The sequence below is a fragment of the Actinomadura sp. J1-007 genome (assembly GCF_009793335.1).
Classification (GTDB): domain Bacteria; phylum Actinomycetota; class Actinomycetes; order Streptosporangiales; family Streptosporangiaceae; genus Spirillospora; species Spirillospora yumaensis.
Genome location: NZ_WING01000002.1, coordinates 618595 through 642301, shown reverse-complemented (window position 1 = coordinate 642301; position 23707 = coordinate 618595). Strand labels below are relative to the sequence as shown.

The window sequence follows — 23707 nt, the reverse complement described above, 5'->3', positions numbered from 1 at the left end:
GGCCATGGAGGAGGTACCGCGCGGGAACGGACATCCGGCGGCCCGTCCCCGACGGACGGAGTGGCCGGGTCCGGTGAATCTGGAGCGCGGGCGCCTCGGCGCCCCTGCGAAACGGTCCGCCGCCTGGGTTATGACTCCAGAACGAGCCACAGTGTGGGGGCGGCTAGGGAGTCAGCGGTCCGCGCTGAGCGTCTTGCGGCGGCGGGGGACGTGCGCGCGGTACGGAGAGACGCTGGGTTCGCCCTCGATCCAGAAGCGCCAGGGGGTCTCCTTGGCGCCGTTCACCCCGGTTCGCGGGCCCGAGCGGATGAGCGCCGGATCCGCTGGTTCGCCCGTCAGGATCCGCAGGGGGCCGTCGGGTGAGCACACGTCCAGGCCGTTCTCCTCGCGCGCGATGCCGAGGGCCTGGCAGAGGCGGGCGGGGCCGCGCGCCAGGTCCCGTTCGGTCGAACGGGGCCGACGCAGCCGGGCCGTGTCGGCGCCCTCGACCACCTCGCCCGCGCGCAGGAGCACCCCCGAGGCGAACCCGACCGGGCCGCACACGAGGTTGGCGCAGAAGTGCATGCCGTAGGTGAAGTAGACGTACGCGTGGCCCGCCTCGCCGAACATCACCTCGTTGCGGCGCGTACGCCCTCGGTAGGCGTGCGAGGCGGGGTCGAGGGGCCCGGCGTACGCCTCCACCTCGGTGAGCCTCAGCGCGACCTCTCCTTCGGCCGTACGGTGCGCGAGGACCCGCCCCAGCAGTGCGGGCGCGACCTCGTCGACCGGCCGGTCGAAGAACTCCCGTGGCAGCAACGCTCCGTTCATCGCCTCACCGTGCTCGTCCGTCGGATGCCAGACGCTCACTTTATGGCCCTGCGGGCACTGTTCCGCCCGTGATGGGCCGTACGGGCTCTCTCCCCCGCGCGTGCGCGTGGGAGAGAGCCCGGCATCGGCGGGACGGCGCGTTCCCCTGCCTCCGCCCCGCGCGCGCGTGGGGCGGGGGTCCAGGGGTCAGGCGTCCGGGTCGGCGGTGGCCCAGGCGGCGTGCTCGTTCACCTGGGCGCGCAGGGAGGCGAGCTGCTCGCGGACGCGTTCCGGGGCGGTGCCGCCGTACGCCTTGCGGGACGCCAGGGCGCCGGGGACGTTCAGGACCTCGCGGACGTCCGGGGTGAGGTGCGGGGAGACCTTCGCCAGCTCCTCGTCGGTGAGGTCGTCGAAGTCCTTGTCGTTGACCTGGCACCAGACGACGAGGTGGCCGACGACCTCGTGGGCGTCGCGGAACGCCACGCCGCGCCGGACCAGCAGCTCGGCGAGGTCGGTGGCGAGCGCGAACCCCTCGGGGGCGAGCGCTTCGAGGCGTTCGGTGTTGACCCGCATGGTGGAGATCAGGCCGGACATCGCGGGCAGGACGAGCAGCAGCGTCTCGACGGCGTCGAACGCGCCCTCCTTGTCCTCCTGGAGGTCGCGGTTGTAGGTGAGCGGCAGGCCCTTGAGGGTGGTGAGCAGGGCGACCAGGTGGCCGATCAGGCGCCCGGCCTTGCCGCGGGCCAGCTCGGCGACGTCGGGGTTCTTCTTCTGCGGCATGATCGACGACCCGGTGGCGTAGGTGTCGTCCATCTCGATCCAGCGGAACTCCTGCGAGGCCCAGAGGCAGACCTCCTCGCCCAGGCGGGACAGGTGCACGCCGGTCATCGCGGCGGCGAACAGGAACTCGGCGACGAAGTCGCGGTCGGCGACGGCGTCCATCGAGTTGGGCGCGGCGGCGTCGAAGCCGAGCTCGGCGGCGGTCGCCTGCGGGTCCAGCGGCAGGGACGAGCCCGCGAGGGCGCCGGAGCCGAGCGGGGAGACCGCGGCGCGGCGGTCCCAGTCGCGGAGCCGGTCGATGTCGCGGGTCAGCGGCTGGACGTGCGCGAGGAGCTGGTGCGAGAACAGCACCGGCTGCGCGTGCTGGAGGTGCGTCATGCCGGGCGCGGCGACGCCCATGTTGTGCTCGGCCTGCGCGATCAGCGCGGTCTCCAGCTCGACCAGCCGCGAGACGACCTGGCGGGCGTGGTCGCGCAGGTACAGGCGCAGGTCGGTGGCGACCTGGTCGTTGCGGCTGCGGCCGGCGCGCAGCTTGCCGCCGAGCGCGCCGAGGCGTTCGAGCAGGCCGCGTTCGAGGGCGGTGTGCACGTCCTCGTCGGCGACGGTCGGGCGGAACCCGCCCGAACGGCACGCCTCCTCCAGGTCGTCGAGGGCACCGATCATCCGGTCGAGCTCCTCGCCGGTGAGCAGCCCCGCCCGGTGGAGCACGCGGGCGTGCGCGCGCGAGCCCATGAGGTCGTACGGGGCGAGACGCCAGTCGAACTGGACGCTCACCGAGAGCCGCGCGAGCGCGTCCGACGGCCCGCCCTCGAACCGGCCGCCCCACAGTCGCGTCGGTGCCTTGGTCACGGAAATCCTCTTCTTCCCACCGCTGTACGTTCGTTGTGTCTGTCTGGTCGTCCGGTCCGGGCGTCGTGCCGGCCGGCGGGCGTCCGCCGCTCCGGCCGGGGAACGACCCGGCGCGTCCCGCCCCGCGAGCGGGCCGTACGGCCGGACCGTCGTGCCGTGGCCGCCCGTCCGCGCGGAACGGACGGAGCGGCCGCATGACGTCCGCCTCAGCGTACGGCCAAACGGCCTCCGGCCTCACCGTACGGCGGGCACCGCGCCTTTCGCGCCGCACCTTTCGCGTCGCGCCTTTCGCGCCGCGCCCCGCCCGCGTGCGGACGGCGCGCCGGGGCCCGAGCGGTCAGGGCGTCCGGTCGCGGTCCCGGGCGGACGCGATCTTGCTGGGCAGGCTCCACAGCTCGACGAAGCCCTTGGCGAGGCTCTGGTCGAACGTGTCGCCGGTGTCGTAGGTGGCCAGGTCGTGGCTGTAGAGCGAGGCGCCGCTGCGGCGGCCCGTGACGACGGCCCGGCCGCCGTGCAGGGTCATCCGGACGTCGCCGGACACGTGCTCCTGCGCCTCGGCGATGAACGCGTCGAGGGCGTCCTTCAGCGGCGAGAACCAGAGGCCGTCGTAGACCAGCTCGCCCCAGCGCTGGTCGACCGAGCGCTTGAACCGGGCGAGGTCCCGCTCGACGGTGACGTTCTCCAGCTCCATGTGCGCGGTGATCAGCGCCACGGCGGCGGGCGCCTCGTACACCTCGCGGCTCTTGATGCCGACGAGCCGGTCCTCGACCATGTCGATCCGGCCGACGCCCTGGGCGCCCGCGCGGCGGTTCAGCTCGGCGATCACCTGGTACGGGCCGAGGGCGCGGCCGTCGAGCGCGACGGGGACGCCCGCCTCGAACGTGATGACGACCTCGTCGGCCTCGCGCGGCTCGGCGGGGTCGGCGGTGTAGTCGTAGACGTCCTCGGTCGGGCCGTTCCAGATGTCCTCAAGGAAGCCCGTCTCGACGGCGCGTCCCCACAGGTTCTGGTCGATCGAGTAGGGCGACCTGGCCGTCACGTCGATCGGCAGGCCCTGCTCACTGGCGAAGGCGATGGCCTTGTCGCGCGTCCAGGCGTGGTCGCGGGCCGGGGCGATGACCCGCAGGTCGGGGTGCAGCGCCGACAGCCCGGCCTCGAACCTGACCTGGTCGTTGCCCTTGCCGGTGCAGCCGTGCGAGACGGCGGTGCCGCCGAACGTCCTGGCCGCGGCGACGAGGTGCTTGACGATCAGCGGCCGGGACAGCGCGGACAGCAGCGGGTAGCGGTCCATGTAGAGCGCGTTGGCGCGCGTCGCCGGGACGCAGAAGTCGGCGGCGAACTCCTCCTTGGCGTCCACGACGACCGCCTCGGCGGCGCCGCAGGCGAGGGCCCGCTCGCGGATGGCGTCGAGGTCCTCCCCGCCCTGGCCGACGTCCACGGCGACGGCGATGACCTCGCCGCCGGTCTGCTCGGCGAGGAAGGGGATGGCGACGGAGGTGTCGAGTCCTCCGGAGTAGGCGAGGACGACGCGCTCGCTCATGGCTCGGGCCTCCTGAAGGGTTCCGGGGTCGGTGTTCGCTGGGGCGTCTCCCCCGGCGGCTGCGGTGCCGGGCGGGTGCGGGGCCGGGCAGGGCCGGGCGGGTGCGGGGTCAGACGGGCCGGGGCAGGGTCAGGGCCAAGCGGGTGCGGGGGCCTGGCGGCCCCTAGGCTCGTCGCTCCCGCGGGTCGGCCAGCCGCAGGAGCGCCTGGGCCAGGTCCTCGCCGCCGTCCGGGTCGCGGGCGATGACCAGGATCGAGTCGTCCCCCGCGACCGTGCCGAGGATCGACGGGAGCTCGGCGTGGTCGATGGCCGACGCCAGGTACTGCGCGGCCCCGGGCGGGGTGCGCACCATGACCAGGTTGGCGGACGCCTCGGCGGAGACGAGCAGCTCGGCCGCGAGCCGGGTGAGCCGGCCCGCGAACGTCTCCGCGGCGCCGGTGCGGGTGCGCCTGATGCGCTCCCCGCCCTCGCCCGGCACGGCGTAGATGAGGCTGCCGTCGTCGGCGCGGAGCTTCACCGCGCCGATCTCGACCAGGTCGCGCGAGAGCGTGGCCTGGGTGACCTCGACGCCGGCGGCGGACAGCAGGTTGGCGAGCTCGCCCTGCGAGTGCACCGGGTGCCGGGTCAGCAGCTCGATCACCTTCGCGTGCCGGGCGGCCTTGGTCATCGGGGTCGTCATCGGGCGCTCTCCAGCAGCCAGGTCAGCAGCGCCTTCTGCGCGTGCAGCCGGTTCTCCGCCTCGTCCCACACCCTGCTGCGCGGCCCGTCCAGGACGGACGCGGCGATCTCCTTGCCGCGGTAGGCGGGCAGGCAGTGCAGGACGACCGCGTCGGCGGCGGCGCGGCCGAGGACCGCCTCGTCGATGGCGTACGGCTCGTACAGCGCGGTGTCCTTGCCGTCCTGGCCCATCGACACCCAGGTGTCGGTGGCGAGGACGTCCGCGCCGGACGCGGCCCCGGCGGCGTCGGCGGTGACGGTGACCGAGCCGCCGGTCGCCGCGGCGAGCTCGGTAGCGCGGGCGACGACCTCGGGCGCGGGCGGGAGCGGGGCGGGCGCGGCGATCCGCACGTGCATCCCGGCCGTGGCGCAGCCGAGCAGGTACGAGTGGGCCATGTTGTTGGCGCCGTCGCCGAAGTAGGCGAGGGTGACGCCGGCGAGGCCGCCCTTGGCCTCCCGCACCGTCTGGAGGTCGGCGAGGACCTGGCAGGGGTGGAACGCGTCGGTGAGGGCGTTGACGACGGGCACGGACGTCCCGGCGGCCATCTCCTCGATCCGCTCCTGCCCGCCGGTGCGCCACACGATGGCGGCGACCTGCCGTTCGAGGACGCGGGCGGTGTCGGCGACGGTCTCGCCGCGGCCGAGCTGGCTGGCGCCGGCGTCCATCACCACGGCGTTGCCGCCGAGCTCGGCGACGCCGACGGCGAACGAGAGCCGGGTGCGGGTGGACGGCTTGTCGAACAGCACCGCGACCGACCGGGGGCCCTCCAGGGGGCGGCGGGAGAACGGGTCCTTCTTGAGGGCGGCGGCGAGGTCGAGGACCTCGGCCTGCTCGGCGGGGGCGAGGTCGTCGTCCCGCAGGAAGTGCCGGGTCATCGGGCGGCCTCCTTAGCGGCGGCGGTGAGGATCGAGGGGAAGGCGTCGACGAACGAGCGGGCCTGCGCGGCCGTGAGGACCAGCGGAGGCGCGATCCGGATCGCGTCGGGCTGCACGGCGTTCACGAGGAACCCGGCGTCGCGCGCGGCGGCCTCGACGGCCGGCGCCGCGGCCTCGGTCAGGACGGCGGCGCGCCACAGCCCGCGGCCCCGCACGCCCGCGAGGAGGGGGTGGTCGATCGCGGCGAGGCCGTCCGCGAGGATCCGCCCCACCTCCCGCGCGTGGTCGAGCAGCCCGTCGTCCTCGATGGTGGTGAGGACGGCGAGCGCGGCGGCGGCGCTGACCGGGTTGCCGCCGAACGTGCTGCCGTGGTCGCCCTTGGCGAAGATCGTCCCGGCGGCGCCGAACGCGACGCACGCGCCGATCGGCAGGCCGCCGCCGAGGCCCTTGGCGAGCGTCAGGACGTCCGGCCGGCGGCCCTCGTGCTGGAACGCGAACCACGCGCCGGTGCGGCCGATCGCCGACTGGATCTCGTCGGCGACGAACAGCGCGCCGGTCGCGTCGCAGATCTCCCGCACGGCCGTGAAGTAGCCGTCCTCCGGCGGGACGACGCCCGCCTCGCCCTGCGTCGGCTCCAGGAAGACCGCCGCGCACTCCTCGGTCACGGCGGCCTTGAGCGCGCCGGCGTCGCCGTACGGGACGAACCGCACGTCCAGCGCGAACGGCCCGAACGGCTCGCGGATCGACGCCTTCCCGGTGAGGGACAGCGCGCCCATCGTCCGGCCGTGGAAGCCGTTCTCGGCGGCGACGACGTACGGGCGGCCGCCGGCCTTGCCGTACTTGACGGCGAGTTTCAGCGCGCACTCGTTGGCCTCGGTGCCGCTGTTGGCGAGGAACACCCGGCCGCCGCCGCCCGCGAGGCCGAGCAGCCGCTCGGCGAGCAGCACCTCGGGCTCGTGCAGGAACAGGTTGGAGGTGTGCGCGAGCCCCGCGGCCTGCGCGGACACCGCGGCCGCCAGCGCGGGGTGGCCGTGGCCGAGGGAGCTGACCGCGATGCCCGCGATCAGGTCGAGGTACTCGTTGCCGTCGGCGTCCCAGACCGCGCACCCCTCGCCGCGCGCGAGCGCGAGCGGGGGGACGCCGTAGTTGGGCATGAACGCGGCCTCGTACCGCTTCCTCAGCTCGTCGTTGGCTTTCGTGGCGTTCGTCATCAGACCGTGCTCCCGTTCCCCGCCCACGTCGCGTCCTCCAGCACGGGACCGCCGGGGTGACCCGGCAGGACCATCGTGCCGATCCCCTCGTCGGTGAAGATCTCCAGTAGCAGCGAGTGCAGCACCCGCCCGTCCAGCACGTGCGCCTGCGGCACGCCGCCGCGCACCGCGTGCAGGCACGCCTCCATCTTGGGCAGCATGCCCGCCGACAGCTCGGGCAGCAGCGCCGCCAGCTCGTCGGTGGTCAGGCTGTCGACAACGTCGTCGCTGGCCGGCCAGTCGGCGTACAGGCCCTCGACGTCGGTGAGGACGACCAGCTTGGTCGCGTCGAGCGCGACGGCGAGCGCGGCGGCGGCGGTGTCGGCGTTGACGTTGTAGACCTCGCCGTCGTCGCCGCGCGCGATGCTGGACACGACCGGGACGCGCCCGTCGTCCAGCAGCGCCCGCACGGCGCCGACCTGCACCTCGACGATCTCGCCGACCTGGCCGATGTCGACGGCCCTGCCGTCCACCAGGGCGAGCTTGCGCTCGGCGGTGAACAGGTTGGCGTCCTCGCCCGACATCCCGACGGCGAACGGGCCGTGCCGGTTGATCAGCCCGACGACGTCGCGCTGCACCTGGCCGGTCAGCACCATCCGGACGACCTCCATGGCCTCCGGGGTGGTGACGCGCAGCCCGGCGGTGAACGTCGACTCGATGCCGTTCGCCGCCAGCGCCGCGTTGATCTGCGGGCCGCCGCCGTGCACGATCACCGGCCGCAGCCCCGCGTACCGCAGGAACACCACGTCCTCGGCGAACGAGTGCCGCAGCGCCTCGTCGGTCATCGCGTGCCCGCCGTACTTGATCACCACGGTGGCGCCGTGGAAGCGCTCCAGCCACGGCAGCGCGCTGATCAGCGTCTCGGCCTTGGCGGTCACGCCCGCGCGGTTGCTGCGGATCCGCGCCCCGGACACGGTGCTCATGTCGAGTACGCCGAGTTCTCGTGGACGTAGTCGGCCGTGAGGTCGGTCGTCCAGACGGTCGCCGAGTGCGGGCCCGCCGACAGGTCCACCGTGATCGTCACGTCGCGGGGGCGCAGGTCCACCTTGTCGCGGTCGTCGCCGAACGAGCCGTTGCGGCAGACCCAGACGCCGTTGATCGCGACGTTGAGCTGGTCGGGCTCGAAGACGGCCTCGGTGGTGCCGACGGCGGACAGCACGCGGCCCCAGTTGGGGTCCTCGCCGTGGATGGCGCACTTGAGCAGGTTGTTGCGCGCGATGGAGCGGCCGACCGAGACGGCGTCGGAGTCGCTCGCGGCGCCGACGACCTCGATCGCGATGGCCTTGGACGCGCCCTCGGCGTCCACCAGGAGCTGCCGGGTGAGGTCGCCGCAGACCTCGGTGAGCAGCGCGGTGAACTCCGCCTCGTCCGGCGTGACGCCCGCGGCGCCGGACGCCATCAGCACGACGGTGTCGTTGGTCGACATGCAGCCGTCGGCGTCGAGCCGGTCGAGCGTGACGGCGGTCGCCGAGCGCAGCGCCCGGTCCAGCGCGGCGGCGTCCAGGTCGGCGTCGGTGGTGAGCACGCAGAGCATGGTGGCCAGGGACGGGGCGAGCATCCCGGCGCCCTTGGCCATGGCGCCGACCATGTAGCCGCCGGCGCCCTGCCGGAACGAGATCTTGGCGACGGTGTCGGTGGTGCGGATCGCGTCGGCCGCGGCGAGCCCGCCGTCGCCGCGCGACAGCTCGGCGACGGCCTTGTCCACGCCCGGCAGCAGCGCGTCCATGGGGAGCCGCTCGCCGATCAGCCCGGTGGAGCAGACGATGATCTCGCCCGCCGAGTCGGCCAGCAGCGCGGCGGCGCGCTCGGCGGTGGCGTGGGTGTCCTGGAACCCGGGCGCGCCGGTGCAGGCGTTGGCGCCGCCCGCGTTGAGCACGACGGCGCGGGCGCGCCCGCCCTTGGCGACCTGCTCGGACCACAGCACGGGCGCGGCCTTCACGCGGTTGCGGGTGAAGACGGCGGCGGCGGCGCGCGAGGGCCCGTCGTTCACGACGAGGGCCACGTCGCGGGCCCCGCTGTCCTTGAGTCCGGCGACCACGCCTGCGGCGCGGAAGCCCTGAGGGGCGGTGACGCTCAAGGGGACACTCCGATCGTGGTGAGCCCGAGTCCTTCGGGCAGGCCGAGGGCGAGGTTGGCGCTCTGCACCGCGCCGCCCCCGGTTCCCTTGGTGAGGTTGTCGATGGCGGCGACCACGACGACGCGTCCGGCGGCCTCGTCCAGGGCGACCTGGAGCAGCGCGGTGTTGGCGCCGAGGGTCATGGAGGTGGCGGGCCAGCGCCCCTCGGGGAGCAGCCCGGCGAACGGCTCGCCGTCGTACGCCTCCTCGTAGGCGGCCCGGAGCGCGCCGGCGGTGAGGCCGGGACGCGCCTTCGCGGTGCAGGTGGCGAGGATGCCGCGGCTCATCGGCGCGAGCGTCGGGGTGAACGAGACCGTCACCGGCGCGCCCGCGACGGCGCTGAGGTTCTGGACCATCTCGGGGGTGTGCCGGTGCGTGCCGCCGACGCCGTACGCGCTGACCGAGCCCATGACCTCGCTGCCGAGCAGGTGCGGCTTGGCGGCGCGGCCCGCGCCGGACGTCCCGGAGGCCGCGACCACCACGACGTCGGGCTCGACGAGCCCCGCCGCGAGCGCCGGGAACATGGCGAGGGTCACCGCGGTCGGATAGCAGCCGGGCACCGCGATCCGCTTGGCGCCGCGCAGCGCCTCGCGCTGCCCGGGCAGCTCCGGCAGCCCGTACGGCCACGTCCCCGCGTGCGGCGAGCCGTAGAACCGCTCCCAGTCGGCCGGGTCGGCGAGCCGGAAGTCGGCCCCGCAGTCGACCACGAGCACGTCGTCGCCGAGCCGTTCGGCGAGCGGCCCCGACTGCCCGTGCGGCAGCGCGAGGAAGACGACGTCGTGCCCGGCCAGGGTCTCGGGGGTGGTCTCGGCCAGGACGCGCCCGGCCAGGGACCGCAGGTGCGGCTGGTGCGCGCCCAGCTCCGTGCCCGCGTTGGAGCCCGCCGTCAGCGCGCCGATCTCGATCTCTGGATGTCCCGCCAGGATGCGCAGCACCTCGCCGCCCGCGTACCCGCTGGCGCCGGCCACCGCCGTCCGGATTCCCATGTGCACACTGCCCTTCTCCAGCAACGAGCAAGAGTATGCATGATGTTGGATGAGTATTCAATGTGACGGTGCCCGCTTCTCACCATCCGAGACATACCGGGCCCGCGGCGGCGGCAGTTACTTAGATGCCTAATGATTTGACACCTAACATTCGTACCCCTAAGAATGCGGGCCATGGAGAACCTCGGTTTCGGCGACCTGGCGGCCCTCGGCCCGGTCGACGAGTGGCCGATCGGGCGGCTGTTCGCGGCCGCGTCGCGGCTGTCCGGGCCGGTGGTCTGGCGGATCGTGGAGCGCCACGGCGTGAGCCCGGCGGGGTTCTTCCTGCTGCGGGTCCTGCTCGGCCAGGACGGCCTGCGGCCGGGCGAGGCCGCCCGGCGGCTGATGATCACCCCGGCGACGGTCACCTCCGTGGCCGACACCCTGGAGCGCAACGGGCACATCGAACGGCGCCGCGACCCCGGCGACCGCCGCGCCGTCCTGCTGCACATCACCGACGCCGGGCGCGCGCTCATGGCCGAGAAGGGGCCGGGCATCGGCGCCGACCTCCACGGCCTGTACGCGGTGGTCGACGAGGACGACGAGCCCGCCGTCCGCCGTTTCCTGCTCAGGCTGATCGAACGGTTCGAGACCTATCCGGACACGAAGGGAGACGGCGCGTGACCCCATCCCCAGAGATCGCCGTCCGCACGGTGGATCTGCACAAGACGTACTCCGGGCCCCGGGGCGGCGTCCAGGCCGTACGGGGCATCGACCTGGAGGTGCGGCACGGCGAGTTCTTCGGCCTGCTCGGCCCGAACGGGGCGGGGAAGTCGACCACGATCGGCATGCTCACCACCCTGGTCGTCCCGACGGCGGGCGAGGCGAGCGTCTGCGGCTACGACGTCGTGAAGCGGTCGGTCGACGTCAAGCGCCGCATCGGCATGGTGTCGCAGAACAACACCCTCGACAGCGACCTCACCGCGTTCGAGAACCTGGAGTTCCGCGGCCGGTTCTTCGGCCTCGGCGCCCGCGACGCGCGGCGCCGCGCGGACGAGCTGCTGGAGATGTTCGGCCTCACCGAACGGCGCGGCGGCAACCCGTTCGAGCTGTCGGGCGGCCAGGCCAAGCGGCTGATGATCTGCCGCGCGCTGGTGCACCGGCCCGAGGTGCTGTTCCTGGACGAGCCGACCGCGGGCCTCGACCCGCAGACCCGCGTCAACCTGTGGGAGGTGCTGCGCGGGCTCCAGGCCGAGGGCCAGACGATCCTGCTCACCACCCACTACATGGAGGAGGCCGAGGCGCTCTGCGACCGGGTCGCGGTCGTCGACCACGGCAGGGTGCTCGCCAGCGACACCGTCGACGGGCTGAAGGGCTCGACCGGCGCCGACACCGTGATCACCGTCAGCTACGACGGGGACGTGCCGGACGGCGTCCGGGCCCTGGACCGGCGCGACGGCATCAGCAAGGTCGAGCTGGGCGAGGGGCAGGTGCGGGTGTTCGCCACCGCGCCGGACGGCCTGCTCGGCGAGCTCGTCACCGCGGCGGCCTCGGCGGGCGTCACGGTCACCGACGCCTCGCAGCTGCGCCCCAGCCTGGAGACCGCCTTCCTCACCCTGACCGGACGGGAGTACCGCGAATGACCACGATCTCCCCCGCGGCCGGGACGTCGGCCGCGGGCCGCCCGCCCGCCCCGCACGTCCCGCGCCCCACCCTCGCCCGCACGTTCCTCGCGATGATGGCCCGCGAGCTGCGGGTGCTGCGCAAGAACTTCGTCTCGACGTTCGTGCGCGTGCTCATGCAGCCGCTGATGTTCGTCTTCGTGTTCGCCTACGTGCTGCCCAAGATCGGCGGCGGGGCGATGGCCGCCGGCGGCGGGAGCGGCGCGACGTTCGCCACGGTCCTCGTGCCCGGCCTGGTCGGGTCGTCGATCGTCATGCAGGGCGTGATGGCGGTGGTCTTCCCGCTGATGATGGAGCTGAACTGGCAGCGCTCGATCACCGACCGCGCGCTCGCGCCGCTGCCCGTCCCGCTGCTGGCCGTACAGAAGATCGCGGCGGCCGGGCTCCAGGCCCTGATCGGCGGCCTGCTGGTGTTCCCCGCGGTGCTGTTCATCCACGCCGACGGGCAGGCGCCCAGCGTCCACGTCGACAACTGGCCCGTGCTCGTCCTGGTCCTGGTGCTCGGCTCGCTGATGGCCTCGGCGGGCGGGCTGCTGCTCGGCACGCTCATCGACCCGCAGAAGGTGCAGGTGCTGTTCGCCCTGGTCCTGATGCCGATGTCCATGCTCGGCTGCGTCTACTACCCGTGGGCCGCGCTCGACCACGTCCGCTGGCTCCAGATCGTCACCCTGCTCAACCCCATGGTGTACGTGAACGAGGGCCTGCGCGCCGCCCTCACCCCGCAGATGGACCACATGTCCTTCTGGGCCTACATGGGCGTGCTGGTCGTCAGCACCGCCCTGCTGACCTGGTCGGCGACGAGGACGTTCACCAAGCGCGTCCTCACCTGAAGCGGCACCGCGCCGACGACGCACCACGGCCGCGCGGGCGGACGGGCCCCTTCCCAGGAGGCCCCGTCAGCCCGCGCGGCCGTTGGAGCGGCCTCAGAGCGGGTCGGTCTCCGTCAGTCCGGTCACGCGGTCCATCCTCAGCCAGCGGGTGATGCCGAGCGTCCTGAGGAACGGGACGTCGTGGCTGACGACGACCAGCGCGCCTTGGTACGAGTCGAGCGCCTGGGCGAGCTGCGCCGCGCTCGCCATGTCGAGGTTGTTGGTCGGCTCGTCCATCAGCAGCAGCCGCGGCGCGGGCTCGGCCAGCAGCAGCGACGCCAGGACGGCGCGGAACCGCTCGCCCCCGACAGCGCCCCCGCCTTCCGGTCGGCCTTCGCGCCCCGGAACAGGAAGCGCGCGAGACCCGACCGGATCGCGTTGACCGGCGCCGCGGGCGCCTGGACCCGGACGTTGTCGACCACGCTCAGCGCGTCGTCCAGGACGTCGAGCCGCTGCGGCAGGTAGCGCACGCCCTCCACGCCCGTCCTGACCACGACGTCCGGCCCCACGCCGAGCACGGCGTCCGGCGCGCCCACCGCATCGGCCGGCCCGTCCTCGGCCTCACGCGCGGGCGCGGGCGCGGGGTCGATCCTCGGGACCTCCTCCCCGCGAGCGCGCGGAGGAAGGTGGTCTTGCCCGAGCCGTTCGCGCCGACCAGGGCGATCCGCTCGGGGCCGCGCACGATCAGCTCCGAGAGGGTCGCCGGGGACGGCTCGGCGGCGGCGAGCCCGGTCACGGTCAGGACCGTACGGCCCGCCGGGACCTCGGTCGCGGGCAGCTCGATCCGGATCTCGTCGTCCTCGCGGACCGCGTCCTCCGCCTCCGACAGCCGGTCGCGGGCCCCGGCGAGCCGTTCCTCGTGCATGATCCGGTGCTTGCCCGCCGACACCTGCGCCTGCCGCTTGCGCTCCTGCATGATGATCTTCGGTTCGCGCTTGCTCTCCATCATCTTGTTGCCGTAGCGGACGCGGCGGGCGAGCTTGACCTGCGCCTCCTCCAGCTCGCGCTTCTGGCGGCGCAGGTCGGTCTGGGCGGCGCGGACGGTCCGCTCCGCCGCCTCCCGCTCCACCGCGAGCAGCTCCTCGTACCCGGTGAGGTTGCCGCCGAACGACCGGACGCCGCCCTCGCGCAGGTCGGCGATCTCGTCGACCCGGTCGAGCAGCTCCCGGTCGTGGCTGACCACGACCAGCACCCCCGGCCAGGACGCGACGGCGTCGTACAGGCGGCGGCGCGCGTCCAGGTCCAGGTTGTTGGTGGGCTCGTCCAGCAGCAGGACGTCGGGCCGGGCGAGGAACCGCGCCGCCAGCCCGACCATGATCACCTCACCGCCGGACAGCGTGCCGGCGGTGCGGTCCAGGCCGACCCCGGCGAGGCCGAGCCGGTCGAGCTCGGCGCGGGCGCGCTCCTCCACGTCCCAGTCGTCGCCGACGGCGGTGAAGTTGGCCTCGGTGGCCTCGCCGCGCTCGATGGCGTGCAGCGCCGCGCGGGCCGCGCCGATGCCGAGCAGGTCGGCGACGGTGCGGGCGGTGCCGAGCGGGAGGTCCTGCGGCAGGTAGCCGACCTCCCCCGCGACGCTGACCGTGCCCGACGCCGGGCGCAGCTCCCCGGCGATCAGCCTGAGCAGCGTCGACTTGCCCGAGCCGTTCACCCCGATCAGCCCGGTCCGGCCGGCGCCGAACGCGGCGTCCAGGCCGTCGAGCACCACCGTGCCGTCCGGCCAGGCGAACGACACGTCCTGGCAAACGATCGCGAATGACAAAGGGGCCTCCATGACACGTCGGTGGAATGCGGACTCATGGAGACACCGCGAGCGGAACGCGCGACGAGCCGGAGGGCGGAAAAGGAGAACGCCCGGCGGGACGAGGGTCCACTGAGGTCACGTAGCGCGTGCCCGCGCGCTCGTCGAGGACGAGCGGGGCCGCCGCGCGGTGTCGGACCTCAGTTCCTCAATGGACTCCCCAGCCGGACGACAATGTGACCGGTCCAGCGTAGCCGGACCCTCTGACCAACACAAAACCCCGAGGACGCATTCCCGCGCCCCGGGAAAAGACCGAACGGCCCCGCGCGGACGCGCGGGGCCGTTCATCGCAAGGGGCGCCTACGCGCCGCGCAGGGTCGCGCCGGTGCGGTCGGCGGCCACCGCCACGGCGGCGTCGCGGGCCGCGGACGCCTCCTCGGCCGTGAGCGTCCGGTCGGGCGCCCGGAACCGCAGCGTGTAGGCCAGGGACTTGCGCCCCTCCCCCACCTGCTCGCCGGTGTAGAGGTCGAACAGCCGGATCGACTCCAGCAGGTCGCCCGCGCCCTCGCGCAGCGCGCCCTCCACCTCGCCCGCCGGGACGTCGGCGCCGACGACCAGCGCGACGTCCTGCGTGGCGACCGGGTACGTCGACACCTTCGGCGAGCGCGGCAACCGCGGCTCGCCGAGGCGGCGCATCTCCAGCTCCATCGCGCAGGTGCGCGCGGGCAGCCCGTACGCCTTGATCACGCGGGGGTGCAGCTCGCCCGCGTGCCCGACGAGCGTGCCGCCCGCGTACAGCGCCGCGCACCGTCCCGGATGCCACGGCTCGTGCCGGTCCGCGCGCACGGCCAGCTCGACGCCGACCTCGCGGGCCACCGTACGGGCCGTCTCGATCGCGTCGGCCCAGATCCCCGGGCGGCCCGGCCCCCACCAGCCGGACGGCTCGCGCTCGCCGGACAGCACCACCGCGACCCGCAGCGGCTGGTCGGGCAGCGCCGCGTCCACGGAGGCGATCTCCTCGGGCGTCGGGCCGCGGTCGACCCGCAGCCGCGGCGCCTTCGCAGGAGCGCCCTCGCGCGGGCGGAACACCAGGCCGAGCTCGTACAGGCCGACGTCGCCGAAGCCGCGGCCGAGGTTGCGCGCGAGGGCGCGCAGCAGGCCCGGCAGCAGCGTCGTGCGCAGCAGCGGCTCGTCCTCCGACAGCGGGTTGGCGAGCCGCAGCGCCGTGCGCCGCGGGTCGTCCGCCGGGAGCTGGAGGTCGTCCCAGTCCCGCTCCGAGGCGAACGGGAAGCTCAGCACCTCCACGTAGCCCGCCCCGGCGAGGGCGCGGCCCACCCGGCGGCGCGTCCGCTGCTCCACGGTGAGGCCGCGGCCCGCGACGGGGCGCGGCGCGCGGGCCGGGATGTTCTCGTAGCCCTCCAGCCGGATGACCTCTTCGGCCAGGTCGTTCGGGTCGGTGAGGTCGGGACGCCACGACGGCGGCGCCACCGTCAGCGTCTCGCCGCCCTCGACCGCGCAGCCGACCTGCTCCAGCCGCCGGACGACCGTGTCGCGGCCGTACGCGACGCCCGCGACCCGGTCGGGGTGCCCCGCCGGCATCGTGATCGCGACCGGCGGGGCCGGCGCCTGCGCGTGGGTGACGCCCGCGACGATCTCGGCGCCGCCGAGCTCGGCCAGCATCCGCGCCGCGCGGTACGAGGCGTACAGCGGCAGCTCCCGGTCGACGCCGCGCTCGAACCGGTACGACGCCTCGCTGTGCAGCCGGTGCCGGCGGCTCATCCGCGCGGTGCCGATGGCGTCGAAGTGCGCGGCCTCGACGACCATGTCGGTCGAGGCGCCGTCGATCTCGGTGGCGAGGCCGCCCATCGTCCCGGCCATCGAGATCGGCCCGGACGCGTCGGTGATCAGGATGTCCTCGGGGTCGAGCGTGCGCTTGACGTGGTCGAGGGTCTCCAGGCTCTCGCCCGCCTCGGCCCGCCGCACCACGATCGGGCCGGTGAGCTTGGCCCGGTCGAACGCGTGCAGCGGCTGCCCGAGCTCCAGCATCAGGTAGTTGGTGACGTCCACGGCGAGCGACACCGGCCGCATCCCGGCGCGGTGCAGGCGCACCCGCATCCACAGCGGCGTCTGCGCCGCCGGGTCGAAGCCGCGCACCTCGCGCAGCACGAACCGGTCGCACGCCGACGGGTCGGCGATGCTCGCCGGGTAGGCCTCGCCGGACGCGTCGGCCTCGGCCGGCAACTCCACGGCCGCGGGGTCGGTGAACGCCGCGCCGTACGCGATGGCCGCCTCGCGCGCGATGCCGCGGATCGACAGGCAGTAGCTGCGGTCCGGGGTGATCGCGATGTCGAGCACGTCGTCGCGGAGCCCGAGCAGCTCGATCGCGTCGGCGCCGATCTCGGCGTCCGGCGGCAGCACCAGGATGCCGTCGTGGTCCTCGCCGATGCCGAGCTCGCTGACCGAGCAGATCATGCCCTCGGACAGGTGCCCGTACGTCTTGCGCGCGCCGATCTGGAACCCGCCGGGCAGCACCCCGCCCGGCAGGATCACCACGACCCGGTCGCCGACGGCGAAGTTGACGGCGCCGCACACGATGTTCTGCGGCTCGCCGCTGCCGTTGGCCCGTCCCACATCGACCCGGCAGTAGCGGATCGGCTTCTTGAACCCGGTCAGCTCCTCGATCGCCAGCACCTCGCCGACGACGAGCGGGCCGGTGATGTCGGCTCCGGCGCGGTCGACGGTCTCGACCTCCAGGCCGGCGTCGATGAGTCTCGCGGCCAGCTCGCGGCCGGTGACGGCGGCGGGAAGGTCGACGTACTCCCGCAGCCACGAAAGCGGGGCCCGCATCAGATCTCCATCCCGAACGGGAGGGTGAAGCGCACGTCGCCCTCCATCATGTCGTGCATGTCCTCGGCCCCGTGCCGGAACATCAGCGTGCGGTCGATGCCGAGGCCGAACGCCCAGCCGCTGTAGCGGTCGGGGTCGATGCCGCAGGCGACCAGCACCCGCGGGTTGACCATGCCGCAGCCGCCCAGCTCGATCCAGCCCTCCGAGGAGCAGGTGCGGCACGGCTCGCCGCCCGGCTCCGCCGACGCGCCCCGGCACACGAAGCACCGCATGTCGACCTCGGCGGACGGCTCGGTGAACGGGAAGTACGACGGCCGCATCCGCGTCGTCAGGCCCTCGCCGAACATGCCGTTCACGAACGCGTCGATGCCGCCGCGCAGGTCGGCCATCGTGATGCCCTCGTCCACCACGAGCCCTTCGAGCTGGTGGAAGACCGGGCTGTGGGTGGCGTCCAGCTCGTCGGTGCGGTACGTGCGGCCGGGCGCGACCACGTACACCGGCAGCGGCTTGGTCAGCAGCGACCGGATCTGGAGCGGCGAGGTGTGCGTGCGCAGGACCAGGCCGGTGTCCTCGGACCCGACGAAGAACGTGTCCTGCATCGTCCGCGCCGGGTGGTCGGGCTTGAAGTTGAGGGCGTCGAAGTTGAACCACTCCGCCTCGACCTCGGGGCCCTCCGACACCTCGAAGCCCATCGAGACGAACACGTCGGCCATCCGCTCCCGGATGGTGGTGAGCGGGTGCCGGGCGCCGCGCGCGCCGCGCTCCCACGGGAGCGTGACGTCGACGGCCTCCTCGACGAGCACGCGCTGGTCGCGTTCCTCCTCCAGCTCGGCCTGGCGGGCCTTGAGCGCCTGGCCCACCGCGCCGCGAGCGGCGCCGATGCGCTTGCCCGCCTCGGCGCGGGCCTGCGGCGGCAGCGCGCCGATCTCGCGGTTGGCGAGGGCCAGCGGGGAGCGGTCGCCCGCGTGCGCGAGGCGCGCCCGCTTCAGCGCGTCGAGGTCGGCGGCCGAGGCGATGGCCGCGAGGGCCTCGTCGCGGGCGCGATCCAGCTCTTCGGGCTGCAACGCGGACACCTCGACAGGGTCGTAGGACTTGTTGGGTGCAGACATGGTGGTGTGATGACTCCGGTCGGCGTGGGACGCCCGCAGTCTAGTGGGCGGGCGTTCGAGATCCTTGACAGCGGATCGCGGACGAGGCGTGCGCGGTTCGCGCGGCCCGCGCGGCGCGGATGGTCAGGACGCGTAGTCCGGTGCGCCGGCGGGCACGGTAAATCGGAACTCGGCGCCGCCGCCGGGCGCCCGCTGGACCGTGATCACGCCGCCGTGGGCCTCGACCAGGCCCTTGACGATGTAGAGCCCGAGGCCGGTGCCGCCCCGGCGGTTGCCTCCGGGGCCGCGCCAGAACTGCCGGAAGACGCGCTGGGCCGCCTCGGGGGGATCCCCTCGCCCTCGTCGCGTACCGACACGGCCGCCCCTTCCTTGTGCGCGTCCGGCTCCACCACGATCGTGACGGTTCCCGCGCCGTGACGCACGGCGTTTTCCACCAGATTACCGAGGATCTGGTCGACTTTGTCGGGGTCCAGCCACATCTCGGGCAGGTCGCCGCGCGACTCGAAGCGGAAGCGGTCCTCGGCCTCCCCGGCCGCGATCCGGCCCGCGATGACCTTGCGGACCTCCTCGGGCAGGTCGACGACCTGGCGGTGCATCTCCAGCCGGCCGGCCTCGATCCGGGAGACGTCCAGCAGCTCGGTGATCAGGCGGGTGACGCGGTCGGCGTCGGCGTTGACGGTCTCCAGCATGACCCGCTTCTGGTCGTCGTTGAAGCGGTGCCACTTGGCCAGCAGCGTCGCGGTGAAGCCCTTGACGCTGGTCAGCGGGGAGCGCAGCTCGTGCGCGACGGTCGAGACGAGGTCGGCGCGGTCGCGTTCCTGCCGGGCCCTGCGGATCGCGTCGCGCAGGCACACCGTGAACCGTTCGACCCGGCCGTGCTCGTCGCGCCGGTAGGCGGCGGTGACGAGCAGCTCGGTGCCGCCGGGCAGGAACAGCGACCGCTCGGGGTGCCGGGTGCGGGTGCGGAGTCCCTCGTACGGGGCGAGGCACTTCCACCAGTCGCGCCCTTCGGCGTCGTGCAAGGGCAGAACGTCCCGGAAGTCGCGTCCCACGGCGGCGGCGGCGTCGACTCCGGTCATCCGCGCGGCGGCGGCGTTGAACACCAGGACCCGCGCGTCGCGGCCGGCGACCATGAGCCCGTCGGGGAAGTCGTCGGCCGCGCCGATCGCGGGCAGGGGTCCGGGCTCGTGCGGGGAGTCCTCTCCACCCACAACGGCCTCCAGAACACCGGTGAGAACGCGGCCTGTCGAAAGAAGACTCTATCCGGAGACGGCCACCTTGCGGGACCCGGAGAACCCCCTACGGAAAGGCATTTGTGACCGCCCCGAGGACCACCGCCCGTCGCGTACGACGACGCCCGCACGGCAACACCGGCCCCGGACGCATCCGGACCGAAGCGCTCGCACCATGTCGGCCGCGCCGCTCGCGTCCACGACGGGGACGCTGCCGGGCGAACGTCACCGGCTGAACATCACCGGCCGGCAGCCCAGGGCGGGCCCTTGCGTTCCTGCGACCCGCCCAGCCGCGCGTCCCGCTCCCGAGCTCCCGCACGGAGCAAGCCGAACGCTGGCAGGGCGGGCGGGTCAGGGGGTGTGAGGGTCCCCGGTCAGGCGGAGGAACCGGCGGCGGACAGCGCTCCGGCGATGTCGGCATGCACGGTGAACAGGCGGTGCAGGCCGGTGATGCGCAGCAGCCGGAGCTGAGCGGGCCGGACGCGGGCGAGGTGGATCTCGCCGCCCTCGGCGGAGATCTGGTTGTGCGCGGCGACGAGCGCGCCGAGACCGGTCGCGTCGCAGAACGGGACGCCGGCGAAGTCGACGACGATCCTGCGGGGGCCGCCGCCGTGCAGCTTGATCAGCCGGGCGCGCAGCACGTCGGCGGTGTGCAGGTCGATCTCGCCGACCACCTCCGCCACGACCGCGTCGGACCGCTCCCGCACGACGGTGACGTCGAGGCCCGCCTGCACGGCCGGGGCCTCGGGGACGGCGGGCGCGCCGGTGCCGCCCCGGGCACGCGCGCCCGCGCGGCAGCGGACGTCAGGCCCCCGCCTGCCGGGCCGCCTGGCCGCCCTGCTCTCGTCGATCATCACGTCGCCCCCACTCTGCACGGCGTCATCGCCGCCCTTGTTGAACACCGTAGGCATCCGGCGAGACACGTGGATCCATCGCCGGGTTGGTATCCCGCTCCTACCTGGGAACGAGTGACCGCCGGACGCGAACCCCCCGCCCGCGTCCCGGCGGGGTTCCATCCTCCCAGGTCAAGAGAGGCGAAAAGCCCTATGGCGCGGCCGTTTGCGGCCATCGGGCGGGTGAAACGGGCCCGCGTGGGAGGGGTGGACCTTCGGGTGATCCGCGACGGCCGTCCGGGGGCCGTACGGGCCTGTGGCCTGCGCCACGTTCGCGCCGGGCGGGAGGCCGTCGCGCGGCGCCGCCGCTCTGCCCGGCGGCCTCAGCCGCGCGGCGCCGCCGCTCCGCCCGGGGCCTCAGCCGCGCTGCGCGCGGGCGGAGGCGTAGAGGCAGACGGCGGCGGCGGTGGCGAGGTTGAGGCTCTCGGCGCGGCCGTAGATCGGCACGCGGACGACCTCGTCGACGTGCCGGAGGATCTCCTCGGGCAGGCCCCACGCCTCGTTGCCGAAGACCCACGCGGTGGGCCCGGAGAGCACGCCCCGGTCGATCGCCTCGTCCAGGGTGCGCTCGCCCGCGCCGTCGGCGGCGAGGACGGTCAGGCCCGCGCCCTTCAGCTCGGCGATCAGCTCGTCGAACCGGGGCCCGACGACGACCGGCAGGTGGAACAGGCTGCCCGCGGACGCACGGACGCACTTGCCGTTGTACGGGTCGACCGACGCGTCGGTGAAGACGACCGTCTCCGATCCGGCGGCGTCGGCCGTGCGCAGGACCGTTCCGGCGTTGCCGGGGTCGCGGACGTGGGCGAGCACGGTGACCAGCTTCGGGCCGGTCTCCAGCGCGCCGCCCAGCGGAACGTCGACGAACTCGCAGACGGCCAGGAGCCCCTGCGGGGTGACGGTCTGCGCGAGCTCGGCCATGACCTCGCCGCTGACCCGCAGCACCGGCGCGCCGGCGCGTTCGGCGGCGGCGACGAGTTCGGGGTGGCGGCTCTCGGCCTCGGCGGTGGTGAACAGCTCGGCGAGGCCGCCGGGGATCTCCAGGGCCTCGCGCACCGCCTGCGGGCCCTCGGCGAGGAAGCGGCGCTCCCGCCGCCGGAACGCGCGTTTGGCGAGCCGCCGAGCGGCCTTCACCCGTGGTGATCGGATAGAGGTCAGCTCGCGGCCCGCCATGGCGCTGTGCTCAGCCCGTCTTCCGGTGACCGGCTCAGGCCGCCGCGCTGCCCTCGGCGGGCAGCGCCTCCTTGGCCAGCTTGACCAGGGCGGCGAACGCGGGGGCGTCGTTGACGGCGAGCTCGGCCAGCATGCGGCGGTCGACCTCGATCTCGGCCGCCTTCAGGCCCTGGATGAACCGGTTGTAGGTGATGCCGTTGGCGCGGGCCGCAGCGTTGATCCGCTGGATCCACAGGCGGCGGAACTGCCCCTTGCGGTCCTTGCGGTCCCGGAACGCGTAGGTCATGGAGTGGAGCTGCTGCTCCTTGGCCTTGCGGTACAGGCGCGACCGCTGGCCGCGGTAGCCGCTCGACCGCTCCAGGACGACCCGACGCTTCTTGGCGGCGTTGACCGCTCGCTTCACGCGTGCCACGTGTTCACTCCTTCGTGGGGGCCGGGGCCGTCGGGCCTCGGCCGGTCGTACGGGTTGACTGGGCCGGCGGCTACTTGCGCAGCAGCTTCTTGATGTTCTTGGCGTCGGCGTCGGCCACCACGGCCGGGCCGTCCAGGCGGCGGGTCCGCTTGGTCGGCTTGTGCTCAAGAAGGTGGTTGCGGTTGGCGCGGCGGCGCATCACCTTGCCGGAGCCGGTCAGCTTGAACCGCTTCTTGGCACCGCTGTGGGTCTTGGTCTTCGGCATGGTCGCCGTCGTCTCCCTCGCTCGGCCCCCGTGCGACCGGCACGGGGGCGCGCCTGATCGGACGCGTCCCGCAGCTCTCACGGGAGCGCCTGGTCAGGCTTCAATGTACGTGCGTCACGACCTCGCGAGCACCGCGAGGTCAACCGGGCCCGCCGGCGGGCGGTCCCGGAGCGGCCCGGCCGGGCCGTTCGGGCGGTGCCGGGCTAGGCGTCCGCGGCGTCGCGCTCGGCGTCCGCCGCGTCGCGCTCCGCCTTGGCCTCGGCCTTGGCCTCCGCCTTCTTCTTGTGCGGACCGAGCACCATGATCATGTTTCGGCCGTCCTGCTTGGGCCGCGACTCGACGAAGCCGAGGTCGTCGACGTCGTCGGCGAGCCGCTGGAGCAGCCGGAAACCGAGCTCGGGACGGGACTGCTCACGACCGCGGAACATGATCGTGACCTTCACCTTGTCCCCGGCCTTCAGGAACCGCACGACGTGACCCTTCTTGGTCTCGTAGTCGTGCGGGTCGATCTTCGGGCGGAGCTTGATCTCCTTGATGATCGTGTGCGCCTGGTTCTTCCGCGCCTCACGCGCCTTCATCGCGGACTCGTACTTGAACTTGCCGTAGTCCATGAGCTTGGCGACGGGCGGGCGCGCGGTGGGCGCCACCTCGACCAGGTCGAGGTCCGACTCACGCGCGAGTTCAAGGGCCTTGGCGATGGGCACGATGCCCACCTGTTCGCCGTTCGGGCCGACGAGCCGGACCTCGGGCACGCGAATGCGGTCGTTGATACGCGGTTCGGCGCTGATGGGACCTCCTTGGGGCCGTTACTCAAGTTCTGGGACCGGTCGTACCCCGGGGCCTTTCACGCGAAAAGCCCCGCACGACTCGCATGCGGGGCCACCTTCGGTCTCCTCGGCGACGTCGATCGCCGGGGATGACGGGGGAACGGACGCGCCGCGTCCGTGCACCTGGACCGAATACCCACCGGCCTCGTCGGCCGGTCAGGTGGGAGGTGGCCTCCGCTTGAGCGCCCGGCACGGCAGACCTCGCGGTCGTCCGCACAGGGCCGGTCAGCATTCAGGTTATCACCTGTCCGGCGCCTGCGCGCCGTACCGGCGGGGCACGATTTCCCATCCGCACAACCACGGCGGCCCGCGCCACATTCCCGCTCCCGTTGCGGATATATCGGTCAACGTTATATACAGATGATATGAGCAGGTCCATGCAGGAACCCACGTTCCTGATCCTCACCGCGCTCGCGGAGGGGGCCAGGCACGGCTACGGGATCATCGAGGACGTCGGGCGGATCTCCGACGGCCGGGTCCGGCTCCGCGCCGGCACGCTGTACGCGGCGCTCGACCGGCTGGCGTCGGACGGGCTCATCGCCGCCGACCGCGAGGAGGTCGTGGCCGGCCGGCTGCGCCGCTACTACGTGCTGACCGAGGACGGCGCGCGGCGGCTCGCCGACGAGGCCGAACGCCTCGCGCGCCGGGCCGAGATCGCCGCGCGGCGCCTGGCCGCCCTCCCCCGCCTCGGCGGCGGGCCGGACGGCGCCGGCCTGGGCGGCGCGGGAGCGCCCGCCTGACCGCACGGATCCGAACGCCCCCCGCGCCGAACCGCACCCGCGCC

General features: G+C 73.8%; 23 protein-coding genes and 1 pseudogene. 4 read left to right on the top strand and 20 right to left on the bottom strand.

The window, feature by feature from the left end; all coding sequences use genetic code 11:
* Positions 1 to 171 precede the first annotated feature (171 nt).
* The 9 genes from GEV43_RS36930 to argC form a co-directional block, all read right to left on the bottom strand.
* A complete protein-coding gene (locus GEV43_RS36930; RefSeq protein ID WP_160825374.1) occupies positions 172 to 807 on the bottom strand; it encodes a DNA-3-methyladenine glycosylase in 636 nt (211 codons plus the stop codon).
* Positions 808 to 993: 186 nt separating this feature from the next.
* Positions 994 to 2415 carry an argininosuccinate lyase gene (gene argH / locus GEV43_RS36925; RefSeq protein WP_160825373.1) on the bottom strand — a complete coding sequence of 474 codons (1422 nt, stop codon included), beginning with the start codon at positions 2413 to 2415 and terminating at the stop codon, positions 994 to 996.
* A 337-nt stretch (positions 2416 to 2752) separates the two neighbouring features.
* The gene (locus GEV43_RS36920) at positions 2753 to 3955 is read right to left on the bottom strand and encodes an argininosuccinate synthase (RefSeq protein ID WP_160825372.1); all 1203 of its coding nucleotides are present in this window, start codon (positions 3953 to 3955) and stop codon (positions 2753 to 2755) included.
* Between the two features lie 163 nt (positions 3956 to 4118).
* Positions 4119 to 4634 (bottom strand): arginine repressor, encoded by a 516-nt coding sequence (locus GEV43_RS36915; RefSeq protein ID WP_160825371.1) that lies wholly within the window; start codon positions 4632 to 4634, stop codon positions 4119 to 4121.
* On the bottom strand, positions 4631 to 5548 hold the full coding sequence (gene argF, locus GEV43_RS36910) for an ornithine carbamoyltransferase (protein WP_160825370.1): 918 nt from the start codon (positions 5546 to 5548) through the stop codon (positions 4631 to 4633). Before argF ends, GEV43_RS36915 begins: the two co-directional genes overlap by 4 nt.
* Positions 5545 to 6759: an acetylornithine transaminase gene (locus GEV43_RS36905; protein ID WP_160825369.1), complete on the bottom strand. Its 1215-nt coding sequence runs from the start codon at positions 6757 to 6759 to the stop codon at positions 5545 to 5547. The genes argF and GEV43_RS36905 overlap by 4 nt, the downstream gene beginning before the upstream one ends.
* Entirely contained in the window at positions 6759 to 7721 is a 963-nt protein-coding gene (gene argB / locus GEV43_RS36900) for an acetylglutamate kinase (protein ID WP_160825368.1), read from the bottom strand. The genes GEV43_RS36905 and argB overlap by 1 nt, the downstream gene beginning before the upstream one ends.
* Complete coding sequence (gene argJ, locus GEV43_RS36895; RefSeq protein WP_160825367.1) at positions 7718 to 8875, bottom strand: bifunctional glutamate N-acetyltransferase/amino-acid acetyltransferase ArgJ; 1158 nt, start codon at positions 8873 to 8875, stop codon at positions 7718 to 7720. The genes argB and argJ overlap by 4 nt, the downstream gene beginning before the upstream one ends.
* Positions 8872 to 9900 carry an N-acetyl-gamma-glutamyl-phosphate reductase gene (gene argC / locus GEV43_RS36890; protein ID WP_160826052.1) on the bottom strand — a complete coding sequence of 343 codons (1029 nt, stop codon included), beginning with the start codon at positions 9898 to 9900 and terminating at the stop codon, positions 8872 to 8874. The genes argJ and argC overlap by 4 nt, the downstream gene beginning before the upstream one ends.
* Before the next feature lie 174 nt (positions 9901 to 10074).
* Between argC and GEV43_RS36885 the strand changes: the two genes are divergently transcribed.
* The 3 genes from GEV43_RS36885 to GEV43_RS36875 are packed head-to-tail and all read left to right on the top strand — an operon-like array spanning position 10075 to position 12391.
* Positions 10075 to 10563 carry a MarR family winged helix-turn-helix transcriptional regulator gene (locus GEV43_RS36885; protein ID WP_160825366.1) on the top strand — a complete coding sequence of 163 codons (489 nt, stop codon included), beginning with the start codon at positions 10075 to 10077 and terminating at the stop codon, positions 10561 to 10563.
* Positions 10560 to 11522: an ABC transporter ATP-binding protein gene (locus GEV43_RS36880; protein ID WP_160825365.1), complete on the top strand. Its 963-nt coding sequence runs from the start codon at positions 10560 to 10562 to the stop codon at positions 11520 to 11522. Before GEV43_RS36885 ends, GEV43_RS36880 begins: the two co-directional genes overlap by 4 nt.
* Positions 11519 to 12391, top strand: coding sequence for an ABC transporter permease (locus tag GEV43_RS36875; protein ID WP_160825364.1), 873 nt, complete (start codon positions 11519 to 11521; stop codon positions 12389 to 12391). Before GEV43_RS36880 ends, GEV43_RS36875 begins: the two co-directional genes overlap by 4 nt.
* A gap of 93 nt (positions 12392 to 12484) precedes the next feature.
* On the opposite strand, the gene GEV43_RS56660 is transcribed toward GEV43_RS36875, so the two are convergent.
* From GEV43_RS56660 to infC, 11 genes and pseudogenes are all read right to left on the bottom strand, one after another.
* Positions 12485 to 12667, bottom strand: coding sequence for a hypothetical protein (locus tag GEV43_RS56660; protein ID WP_375539125.1), 183 nt, complete (start codon positions 12665 to 12667; stop codon positions 12485 to 12487).
* Positions 12667 to 12900 (bottom strand): hypothetical protein, encoded by a 234-nt coding sequence (locus GEV43_RS56655; protein ID WP_375539124.1) that lies wholly within the window; start codon positions 12898 to 12900, stop codon positions 12667 to 12669. Before GEV43_RS56655 ends, GEV43_RS56660 begins: the two co-directional genes overlap by 1 nt.
* Positions 12855 to 14189 (bottom strand): ATP-binding cassette domain-containing protein, encoded by a 1335-nt coding sequence (locus tag GEV43_RS36870; RefSeq protein WP_375539123.1) that lies wholly within the window; start codon positions 14187 to 14189, stop codon positions 12855 to 12857. Before GEV43_RS36870 ends, GEV43_RS56655 begins: the two co-directional genes overlap by 46 nt.
* A gap of 339 nt (positions 14190 to 14528) precedes the next feature.
* Positions 14529 to 17015: a phenylalanine--tRNA ligase subunit beta gene (gene pheT, locus GEV43_RS36865; protein ID WP_160825363.1), complete on the bottom strand. Its 2487-nt coding sequence runs from the start codon at positions 17013 to 17015 to the stop codon at positions 14529 to 14531.
* Positions 17015 to 18124 carry a phenylalanine--tRNA ligase subunit alpha gene (gene pheS, locus GEV43_RS36860; RefSeq protein ID WP_160825362.1) on the bottom strand — a complete coding sequence of 370 codons (1110 nt, stop codon included), beginning with the start codon at positions 18122 to 18124 and terminating at the stop codon, positions 17015 to 17017. Before pheS ends, pheT begins: the two co-directional genes overlap by 1 nt.
* Positions 18125 to 18247: 123 nt before the next feature.
* Positions 18248 to 19257, bottom strand: a pseudogene (locus tag GEV43_RS36855) (ATP-binding protein).
* A 473-nt stretch (positions 19258 to 19730) separates the two neighbouring features.
* Positions 19731 to 20267, bottom strand: a complete 537-nt coding sequence (locus GEV43_RS36850) for an STAS domain-containing protein (protein WP_241684176.1) — start codon at positions 20265 to 20267, stop codon at positions 19731 to 19733.
* A 339-nt stretch (positions 20268 to 20606) separates the two neighbouring features.
* Positions 20607 to 21419: an RNA methyltransferase gene (locus tag GEV43_RS36845; protein WP_160825361.1), complete on the bottom strand. Its 813-nt coding sequence runs from the start codon at positions 21417 to 21419 to the stop codon at positions 20607 to 20609.
* A 34-nt stretch (positions 21420 to 21453) separates the two neighbouring features.
* Complete coding sequence (gene rplT / locus GEV43_RS36840) at positions 21454 to 21831, bottom strand: 50S ribosomal protein L20 (RefSeq protein WP_160825360.1); 378 nt, start codon at positions 21829 to 21831, stop codon at positions 21454 to 21456.
* A 70-nt stretch (positions 21832 to 21901) separates the two neighbouring features.
* Complete coding sequence (gene rpmI / locus GEV43_RS36835; RefSeq protein ID WP_160825359.1) at positions 21902 to 22096, bottom strand: 50S ribosomal protein L35; 195 nt, start codon at positions 22094 to 22096, stop codon at positions 21902 to 21904.
* Between the two features lie 203 nt (positions 22097 to 22299).
* Entirely contained in the window at positions 22300 to 22884 is a 585-nt protein-coding gene (infC, locus tag GEV43_RS36830; protein WP_160826050.1) for a translation initiation factor IF-3, read from the bottom strand.
* A gap of 416 nt (positions 22885 to 23300) precedes the next feature.
* On the opposite strand from infC, the gene GEV43_RS36825 reads away from it, so the two are divergent.
* Positions 23301 to 23663, top strand: a complete 363-nt coding sequence (locus tag GEV43_RS36825; protein WP_160825358.1) for a PadR family transcriptional regulator — start codon at positions 23301 to 23303, stop codon at positions 23661 to 23663.
* Positions 23664 to 23707 lie beyond the last annotated feature (44 nt).

Excerpts from the sequence above, each read along its gene's own strand:
- GEV43_RS36930 (WP_160825374.1), bottom strand. The coding sequence starts at position 807 with ATGAACGGAGCGTTGCTGCCACGGGAGTTCTTCGACCGGCCGGTCGAC.
- GEV43_RS36920 (WP_160825372.1), bottom strand. The coding sequence starts at position 3,955 with ATGAGCGAGCGCGTCGTCCTCGCCTACTCCGGAGGACTCGACACCTCC.
- GEV43_RS36915 (WP_160825371.1), bottom strand. The coding sequence starts at position 4,634 with ATGACGACCCCGATGACCAAGGCCGCCCGGCACGCGAAGGTGATCGAG.
- argF (WP_160825370.1), bottom strand. The coding sequence starts at position 5,548 with ATGACCCGGCACTTCCTGCGGGACGACGACCTCGCCCCCGCCGAGCAG.
- GEV43_RS36905 (WP_160825369.1), bottom strand. The coding sequence starts at position 6,759 with ATGACGAACGCCACGAAAGCCAACGACGAGCTGAGGAAGCGGTACGAG.
- argB (WP_160825368.1), bottom strand. The coding sequence starts at position 7,721 with ATGAGCACCGTGTCCGGGGCGCGGATCCGCAGCAACCGCGCGGGCGTG.
- argC (WP_160826052.1), bottom strand. The coding sequence starts at position 9,900 with ATGGGAATCCGGACGGCGGTGGCCGGCGCCAGCGGGTACGCGGGCGGC.
- GEV43_RS36885 (WP_160825366.1), top strand. The coding sequence starts at position 10,075 with ATGGAGAACCTCGGTTTCGGCGACCTGGCGGCCCTCGGCCCGGTCGAC.
- GEV43_RS36875 (WP_160825364.1), top strand. The coding sequence starts at position 11,519 with ATGACCACGATCTCCCCCGCGGCCGGGACGTCGGCCGCGGGCCGCCCG.
- GEV43_RS56660 (WP_375539125.1), bottom strand. The coding sequence starts at position 12,667 with ATGGACGAGCCGACCAACAACCTCGACATGGCGAGCGCGGCGCAGCTC.
- pheT (WP_160825363.1), bottom strand. The coding sequence starts at position 17,015 with ATGCGGGCCCCGCTTTCGTGGCTGCGGGAGTACGTCGACCTTCCCGCC.
- pheS (WP_160825362.1), bottom strand. The coding sequence starts at position 18,124 with ATGTCTGCACCCAACAAGTCCTACGACCCTGTCGAGGTGTCCGCGTTG.
- GEV43_RS36850 (WP_241684176.1), bottom strand. The coding sequence starts at position 20,267 with ATGCCTACGGTGTTCAACAAGGGCGGCGATGACGCCGTGCAGAGTGGG.
- GEV43_RS36845 (WP_160825361.1), bottom strand. The coding sequence starts at position 21,419 with ATGGCGGGCCGCGAGCTGACCTCTATCCGATCACCACGGGTGAAGGCC.
- rpmI (WP_160825359.1), bottom strand. The coding sequence starts at position 22,096 with ATGCCGAAGACCAAGACCCACAGCGGTGCCAAGAAGCGGTTCAAGCTG.
- GEV43_RS36825 (WP_160825358.1), top strand. The coding sequence starts at position 23,301 with ATGCAGGAACCCACGTTCCTGATCCTCACCGCGCTCGCGGAGGGGGCC.